Origin of the sequence: Massilia genomosp. 1 (assembly GCF_011682185.1) — a bacterium.
Classification (GTDB): Bacteria; Pseudomonadota; Gammaproteobacteria; order Burkholderiales; family Burkholderiaceae_D; genus Telluria_A; species Telluria_A rubra.
In genome coordinates this window covers 1-2,951 of the sequence record NZ_WHJF01000215.1, presented here as the reverse complement: position 1 = coordinate 2,951, position 2,951 = coordinate 1, and the positions used below count along the sequence as shown (strand labels likewise).

Sequence of the window (2,951 nt, the reverse complement as noted above, 5' to 3'; positions counted from 1 at the left end):
AAATGAGATTAGCCATGATTCCGCCGCCGTAACCGATCAGATTTCCTCCGATATCACGAAAAAGCGATGAAAAATCGTGCTCTCCTGATGTCGGCCAGTTCGGAAAAATCGTTTTGCAATTGGCTCACCAGGTGAATGGTGAGTGATCGCCAATCCTCGACGATGCGCGGGGCGTCGATTAATGTCTGCGCAGGGATAATCCGGTTGCATGTTTTTACGACAGTGTCCGCTATCCAGGGGCCAAGATCGGCCACCTTGGGAAGTGCGGTGGCGCGGGCATCGACGTAGGAGCCACCGGGATTGACGGTTTCGCACACCTTGAGATCGGCGCTGCAAATGGCGATCTTATGGACCGTTGCGTTTTTCACGCGAAGAAAGAAATTAGGTAGCGGCTGCAATGCATGGGATTGCCCGACGATGCCGAAACTACTTAAGCAAAGCAGGAACGTGGCCGTCATGCGGGTGAACTTGCCTGCGCGATACGATGAACGACCAGTTTCCACCCTCCTCCCACTTTCCAGCCACAGTCGAATGCCAATGTCGATGCATCATATCGCACGCCGGCGATCGCGCCACATGAAAACGTGATTCTATCCGGCGCCATTGAATAGCGGCTGCTCTATTTCCGTGGTTGCCGGGTTATAGACGATTCCCCAGAAATTGCGTCCACCATCGCACACAATGATGGGCTTTTCAAAAGGCGACCATTCCGAGGTCCAGCGAACCTCAGCTACATAACTGGGGAAGAAATTTCCGTAGATATAGCGTACGCCCTTGCGGGTGAAGCCGATGTATTGACCGTTGAAGCGCTGGCCGGGATTGGGTATTTGCAAACCGGCGCGCTCGCGTTCGGACATCACGCTCACCATCTGCATTTCCAGATCGGCGATGTGTTCGGCGCTTGGTATCCAGTAGTTGCTGTGCTCATCAGGGACATCGCGCGAACACTGCTGAAACGTGTCAGCGGCATACCACCAACTGATTGTCGCGGTCCCGCTTGGCAAGAAAAGATACGACCTGAATACCCAGATACCGGCGGCGCAGATACCAAGAACGAGAAAACAAACAAAGCGGCGCATATTACCTTTCCGATTGAGGACGGCTTAACGCGACGCCGACTGCGCGAGCATGGCCTGGACCTCGGCAATGCTGGACAGGCGCACGAGCGGCGACCCCGCCACAAACATCGACGCCTGGTACAGCTGCGTGCGCAGGGATGGCGCGTCGCGCTCGGGGCGTCTCTCGAGCACATAGCTGCCAGTCTTGCGCCACAAGGTGCCGCTATTGGGCACCACAAAATCAGGATGCAATGGCGCGCCGGCGGCGTCGAAGAAGCTCCAGGCGTCCTGTTCCACTTCGCGCGCATCGATCTTGCGGCACGCTTCGTCGTGGTCCGCAAACGCGTGCAGGGTGCAGCGGCGCTCGGACAGCGCAAACACGGTCGATGCGAGGGGCGGCGCCGCCTTGAGCGCCGCGCCGCCCTCGGAGGCATTATTGTGGCGCAGCCTCACGCTATCGAGCATCTCATTGAAGGCGTCATTCCATTCGTCGGTGAAGGCGGTGCGGCAGGTCGCAGCGATCAGCAGGGCTTTCGCAGCGCCTGATTCGGCGCCGGGAATCATCGCCATCACCTGGCGTTGGTGCATCATGATGCCTTCGCTACGCCAGCGGTAGTCGAGCTCGATGGCTGGCGTATTGTCCAGGCTCAGCTCCAAGGTACACATCAGGCGGAAGCCGGGCAAAGCCTTGCCCAGTTCGCTCACGAGGCGTTTAGCGAAATTGACCAGGGAATCGTCGCCCTGCGCATCCGCGTGCGACATGACCACGCTGAACTCGCTCGGCCCCTCATCGCCGAGCGTAAACACGTGCATGGTCTTGTCCTTGAGCTGCGCCGGAAGCTCGAAGATCGCGTGATCGGCATGATATGGCATGTTTTGATAGGGCTTTCATCTTGATGTAACTGCGCCGCGCATACATTTTCCAAGATGCCGGACAGATAAGGGATGTGGAATCGCGATGGCTATTGCGATCTGAGAAGCAAATTATGCTTTTCGCATAGATCGGTGACGACGGCGGTCTGCGAAGCCGATACCTTGGTTGATCCGAATTTTCGAATTTTGGCTGCCTCCACCTTATACGTCGTCAGGGTAAGGTTTCCTCGGTCCTCATCAACAGATTCAAGTACGCCATTCTTTCCTGGCCTTTGAAATATGCATGCAGAGTTGGTGCCGATTGAGCCGACCTCTTTGGCCTCATCGCCATGAAAAGAAAAATACTTCAGCGTGCGCTGGTGTCCGCCCTGTATAAATTGTATGCCGATAAGATTCGGCGGCAATTGGAATTTACCAGCCGGAACGATAGCCGGCGCAGCCCCATCCAGGACGCCTATTTTAACAAGATAATCATTGCTGTACACAGCATAAACGAAGTTAGTGCGTGATTTGTCATTTGCGCCATATAAACCGAGTTCGAACTCATTCCCGTCAATAACTACTTTCATGCTCTCAATAATAGGGAAAGCCAGATCCTTCGCAGCGAATGCGGGGCTAGCGGCTGCCAAAGCAGCCAGTAAAGCGATCATTTTCAGCACGGTTACCTCGTCTTAAAAAAAGGGATTGGCGTGATTTTTGGTCTGGTGATATATTGGAATACTTTTTTTGGCGTCGCTGATTTCCGATGCAGGCGGTACGCCCTTTTTGCTTACAAAAAGAAGGGTTTTGGACATCATAACGAACCGCGTCAAACCTAAACGGCTACATTGCGGGGACAGGACACGGGGGCAGTGCCGACATTCGTATACAGCCTCGCCAATAATGCCGTTGTATGGTAACCGTTCACGTCCCGGACGGAATCGGCGGCAGCGAGGGTGTGGCGACGCCCTTTCTGGCGGCGGCGATCACAGTGGCGATGTAGACCCAGGAGGAAACGGCCCGCTTGCGGCAAGTCTCGAT

The 2,951-nt window shown here is 55.3% G+C and carries 4 protein-coding genes; all 4 read right to left on the bottom strand.

Going from position 1 to position 2,951, the window contains the following annotated elements; translation table 11 throughout:
• Nucleotides 1-53 precede the first annotated feature (53 nt).
• The 4 genes from F1735_RS32885 to F1735_RS32870 all read right to left on the bottom strand — a co-directional run bounded on the left by F1735_RS32885 (nt 54) and on the right by F1735_RS32870 (nt 2,590).
• Nucleotides 54-458, bottom strand: a complete 405-nt coding sequence (locus F1735_RS32885; protein WP_167241123.1) for a hypothetical protein — start codon at nt 456-458, stop codon at nt 54-56.
• A 132-nt stretch (nt 459-590) separates the two neighbouring features.
• Nucleotides 591-1,079 (bottom strand): hypothetical protein, encoded by a 489-nt coding sequence (locus F1735_RS32880; RefSeq protein WP_167241121.1) that lies wholly within the window; start codon nt 1,077-1,079, stop codon nt 591-593.
• A 24-nt stretch (nt 1,080-1,103) separates the two neighbouring features.
• Entirely contained in the window at nt 1,104-1,931 is an 828-nt protein-coding gene (locus tag F1735_RS32875) for a DcrB-related protein (protein WP_167241119.1), read from the bottom strand.
• Nucleotides 1,932-2,020: 89 nt separating this feature from the next.
• Entirely contained in the window at nt 2,021-2,590 is a 570-nt protein-coding gene (locus tag F1735_RS32870; RefSeq protein WP_167241117.1) for a hypothetical protein, read from the bottom strand.
• Between the last annotated feature and the right edge of the window lie 361 nt (nt 2,591-2,951).

What these genes read in the sequence shown, in the direction of transcription:
- F1735_RS32885 (WP_167241123.1), bottom strand. Translation starts at nt 458, where the DNA reads ATGACGGCCACGTTCCTGCTTTGCTTAAGTAGTTTCGGCATCGTCGGG.
- F1735_RS32880 (WP_167241121.1), bottom strand. Translation starts at nt 1,079, where the DNA reads ATGCGCCGCTTTGTTTGTTTTCTCGTTCTTGGTATCTGCGCCGCCGGT.
- F1735_RS32875 (WP_167241119.1), bottom strand. Translation starts at nt 1,931, where the DNA reads ATGCCATATCATGCCGATCACGCGATCTTCGAGCTTCCGGCGCAGCTC.